The organism is Cupriavidus sp. HPC(L) (genome assembly GCF_000307735.3).
In the GTDB taxonomy this organism is placed as follows: Bacteria; Pseudomonadota; Gammaproteobacteria; order Burkholderiales; family Burkholderiaceae; genus Cupriavidus.
In genome coordinates this window covers 1-3851 of sequence record NZ_AMPR02000263.1, presented here as the reverse complement: position 1 = coordinate 3851, position 3851 = coordinate 1, and the positions used below count along the sequence as shown (strand labels likewise).

General features: G+C 68.2%; 5 protein-coding genes and 1 pseudogene. 2 read left to right on the top strand and 4 right to left on the bottom strand.

The genetic code is table 11. The annotated features are described in order from the left end of the window. Positions 1-212, top strand: a pseudogene (locus tag B551_RS15155) (cobyric acid synthase CobQ); the annotation flags it as partial. A gap of 118 nt (positions 213-330) precedes the next feature. Further along, positions 331-1530, top strand: coding sequence for a PepSY domain-containing protein (locus B551_RS15150; RefSeq protein ID WP_006579312.1), 1200 nt, complete (start codon positions 331-333; stop codon positions 1528-1530). A 49-nt stretch (positions 1531-1579) separates the two neighbouring features. Here B551_RS15150 and panC read toward each other — a convergent pair whose 3' ends face one another. The 4 genes from panC to B551_RS26890 form a co-directional block, all read right to left on the bottom strand. Continuing rightward, on the bottom strand, positions 1580-2428 hold the full coding sequence (panC, locus tag B551_RS15145) for a pantoate--beta-alanine ligase (protein ID WP_006579311.1): 849 nt from the start codon (positions 2426-2428) through the stop codon (positions 1580-1582). Between the two features lie 46 nt (positions 2429-2474). After that, positions 2475-3353, bottom strand: coding sequence for a ScpA family protein (locus B551_RS15140; RefSeq protein ID WP_006579310.1), 879 nt, complete (start codon positions 3351-3353; stop codon positions 2475-2477). Between the two features lie 67 nt (positions 3354-3420). Beyond that, positions 3421-3609, bottom strand: a complete 189-nt coding sequence (locus B551_RS15135; protein WP_006579309.1) for a DUF3460 family protein — start codon at positions 3607-3609, stop codon at positions 3421-3423. 10 nt (positions 3610-3619) lie between these two features. Further along, a partial coding sequence (locus B551_RS26890) for a hypothetical protein (RefSeq protein WP_216599699.1) occupies positions 3620-3851 on the bottom strand: 232 nt, incomplete at its 5' end.

Below are 3851 nucleotides of genomic sequence, written 5' to 3'. Positions count from 1 at the left end.
CCGACGATGGCCAGGTGCTGGCCACCTATCTGCACGGCCTGTTCGACGATCCGGCGGGCTGCGCGGCGCTGCTGCGCTGGGCCGGCCTGGATGGCGCCGACGGGGTCGACCTGGCCGCGTTGCGCGAAGCGTCGCTCGAACGGCTGGCCGATACGATGGCCGAGCGTCTGGACCTGGCGGCCCTGCTGGCGCCGCTGCGGCCGGCGGGCTGAGGCTCCAGGCGAAGGCCCCGGGTGACACGGTCCCGCAAGGACCGGCCTGCTACACTTGTCGGCTTTGTCAGCCCTCCAGCGCGGCGGTCATCGGCCGGCCGCGCCATCGTTCCCCACCATGGTTACCGGCCGCCTGCGCGTCCTGCTCGTCAAACTCCATCTGTATATCGGCCTGTGGCTCGGCTTGCTGTTCGTGCTGCTGGGCCTGACGGGCACCGTGCTGTCGTGGCGCCACGAGATCGACGCCGCCCTCAATCCCGAGCTGCTGGTCGCCTCCGAATCGGTCACGCTGCCGCTGCGGGCGGACACCGTGCAGCAGGTGGTGGCGCGGCTGAAGGCCGATCCGCAGTACGGCAAGCCCAGGATGCTGATGCTGCCGGTGTCCGAACGCGACGTCTTCATCGCCTGGTACCACGTCAAGGAGCCCGGCACCGGCAGCGTGGTGCCGGGGCGCTCGCGGCAGGTGATGGTCGATCCGGCCACGCTGGCGATCAAGGGCGAGCGCGTCTGGGGCGAGCCCGGACTGTCGCGTCCGCTGCTGATGCCCACGCTGTTCCATCTGCATCACTATCTGCTGGCCGGCGATACCGGCAAGACCGTGGCCGGCGTCGGCGGCATGCTGCTGCTGTTCACGGTGCTGGCCGGCATCGCGCTGTGGTGGCCGAAGCTGAAGGCGCGCGCGATCGTGCAGGCGTTCCGTATCACGCACGGCGGCTCATGGTGGCGGCTGAACTATTCGCTGCATCGCGCCGGCGGCATCCTGGCCGCGCCGGTGCTCGCGACCATCGCGTTTTCCGGCTGGTATCTGAATTTGCCGAAGTGGGTCACGCCGCTGGTCGGCAGCGTGATGACAGTCACAGCCCCCGCACGGCCGGCTTCCACGCCGCCCTACGAGGGCGCCATGCCGATGGGCGTGCAGCAGGCCGTCACGGCGGCCCAGGCGCTGTATCCGCAGGCGATCGTGTCGCGCGTGTCATTCCCGCGCCAGCCGACCGACGCCTACGAGATCCGGCTGCGCCAGCCCGGCGAGGTGCGCCAGGGCAGCGGCGCGACCCGGCTGTGGCTCGATGCCTATACCGGTGCCCGCCTCGGCGTGCGCGATCCGCTCGCCGCGCCGGCCGGCGACACCGTGCTGAACTGGATGTACCCGCTGCATACCGGCGAGGCGTTCGGCATGCCGGGGCGCATCTTCATTTCCGCGTTCGGGCTGGCGCCGCTGCTGTTCGCGCTGACGGGCGTGCTGATCTGGTGGAAGCGCCAGCGCGGCCACCGGCGCCATCTGAAGAAGACCGAGCAGCGGCAGGCGGCCCGCCGCTGATGCCGTGCCCCGCCCGTGCGAGCGCGCGCGGGCGCAGCGGTCCGCCTGGCTAGATTTCCAGATTGTCGATCAGCCGCGTGGCGCCGAGCTTGGCGGCGGCCAGTACCACCAGCGGTTCGCCGGCCGCGTATTCGTCGCGGCTCGGCGCCTGCAGGTTGCTGCGCTTGCGGATCGAAACGTAGTCGGGCTTCCAGCCGCGCGCCTTCAGCGCGTCCAGCGCCTGCGCCTCGACCGCGTTCAGCTCGGCGCCGCTGGCGGCGTTGGCCAGCACCTGGTCGCGCACCTGATGCAGCGTGCGGTACAGCGTCGGCGCCTCGGCCCGCTCGTCCGGCGTCAGGTAGCGGTTGCGCGACGACAGCGCCAGGCCGTCCTCGGCCCGCACCGTTTCGGCCGGCACGATGTCGATCGGCAGCGCGAACTGGTTGGCCATGCGCCGCACGATCATCAGCTGCTGGTAGTCCTTCTTGCCGAACACCGCGACGCGCGGCTGCGTGCACGAGAACAGCTTCATCACCACCGTGCAGACGCCGTTGAAGAAGCCCGGGCGGAACTCGCCCTCGAGGATGTCGCCCAGGTCGTGCGGCGGATCGACGCGGTATTCCTGCGGTTCCGGATACATGTCGCGCTCAGTCGGGGCGAACAGCACGTACACGCCTTCCTTCTGCAGCTTCTCGATGTCGTCCTGCAGCGTGCGCGGGTACTTGTCGAAATCCTCGTTCGGACCGAACTGCAGCCGATTGACGAAGATCGAGGCCACCACCGGATCGCCATGCTGGCGCGCCAGCCGCATCAGCGACAGATGGCCTTCGTGCAGATTGCCCATGGTCGGGACGAAGGCGATCCGGTTCTGGCCGCGCAACTGGTCGCGCAGCTCGTGAATGGAGGAAATGACTTTCATGGATGCGTGTACTGCTCGTCAGGAAAAGCGCGCGGCGGTGCCGGTGCTATGCGGGGGTATAGGCCAGGCGCACGTAGATCGGCGCATAGGGCTCGGCCTGGGTGATTTCGACCAGGGACTCGCGCGACAGCTCCAGCATCGCGATGAAATTGACCACCACCACCGGCACGCCCTTGCCCGAGCGGATCGCATCCTCGAACAGCTCGGTGAACTCCATGAAGCGGGCATGCTGCAGCCGGCGCAGGATCTGGCTCATGTGCTCGCGCACGGACAGTTCCTCGCGCGAGATCTTGTGGTGCTGGTTCAGCTTGGCGCGCTTGAGCACGTCGGCCCAGGCGGCCTGCAGATCGGTGGTGTCGACGTCGGGGAAGCGCGGCGCCAGGCTCTGCTCGATGAAGACCTGCGAGCGAAGGAAATCGCGGCCCAGCTGCGGCACCTGGTCGAGCTTCTGCGCGGCCAGCTTCATCTGCTCGTATTCGAGCAGCCGGCGCACCAGCTCGGCGCGCGGGTCCTCGGCGTCCTCGTCGCTGTCGGCCTTCTTGACCGGCAGCAGCATGCGCGACTTGATCTCGATCAGCATCGCGGCCATCAGCAGGTACTCGGCCGCCAGCTCCAGGTTGCTCTTGCGGATCTGCTCGACATACGCCAGGTACTGGTGCGTGACCTGCGACATCGGGATGTCGAGCACATTGAAGTTCTGCTTGCGAATCAGGTACAGCAACAGGTCCAGCGGCCCTTCGAACGCCTCGAGGAAGATCTCGAGCGCGTCGGGCGGGATATACAGGTCCTGCGGCAGCTGGAACAGCGGCTCGCCGTACAGGCGCGCGAACGCCATGCCGTCGACCGTCTCCGGCGAGGTGCCATCGGACGCCACGCTGGGCAGCTCGAGCGCGAGCGCGAGCTTGTCCTGTTCGCTATGGTTCATGAGTGGGGCGGATCTGCATGCATCGCGGTCGTCGGCAGGGACTGCGGCGCCGGGATGCGTGCCGGCATCAGTCCAGCGAGTAGACGTAGGGCTTCTGCGGGACCCGCGATGCCTCGGCGCGCTGGCGCTCCTCGAGGTCGATCGGGGCCTTGTCCCACAGCAGGGCGCGGCCTTGGCGCTGTTCCGCCTCCAGCGACGGGCGCTCCTGCTTGAGCGCCTTCAGGAACTGGGTGATGTCGGATTCGTACATGGCCATGGCAGGAAAGCTATACAGAATGCAAAAGGGGAATGGAAAACTGCCGCGATTCTACCGTATTGCCATCCCGCGGCGAGCTTTGCCGGCCCCGGGCGCTCGGGGTTTGCGGATCGGGCGGCCGGGTGTGGTCAAATAGCGACTTTGCCGGATCGCAACGACGGATGATATTGGACCTCGGGATCATGCGCCTCGGATTCCGCCGCCCCCGGGCCTGCGGCGCGGCGGCGCCCGCGCCCATCTCG

Coding starts and splice junctions, on each gene's coding strand:
- B551_RS15150 (WP_006579312.1), top strand. CDS start 331: ATGGTTACCGGCCGCCTGCGCGTCCTGCTCGTCAAACTCCATCTGTAT.
- panC (WP_006579311.1), bottom strand. CDS start 2,428: ATGAAAGTCATTTCCTCCATTCACGAGCTGCGCGACCAGTTGCGCGGC.
- B551_RS15140 (WP_006579310.1), bottom strand. CDS start 3,353: ATGAACCATAGCGAACAGGACAAGCTCGCGCTCGCGCTCGAGCTGCCC.
- B551_RS15135 (WP_006579309.1), bottom strand. CDS start 3,609: ATGGCCATGTACGAATCCGACATCACCCAGTTCCTGAAGGCGCTCAAG.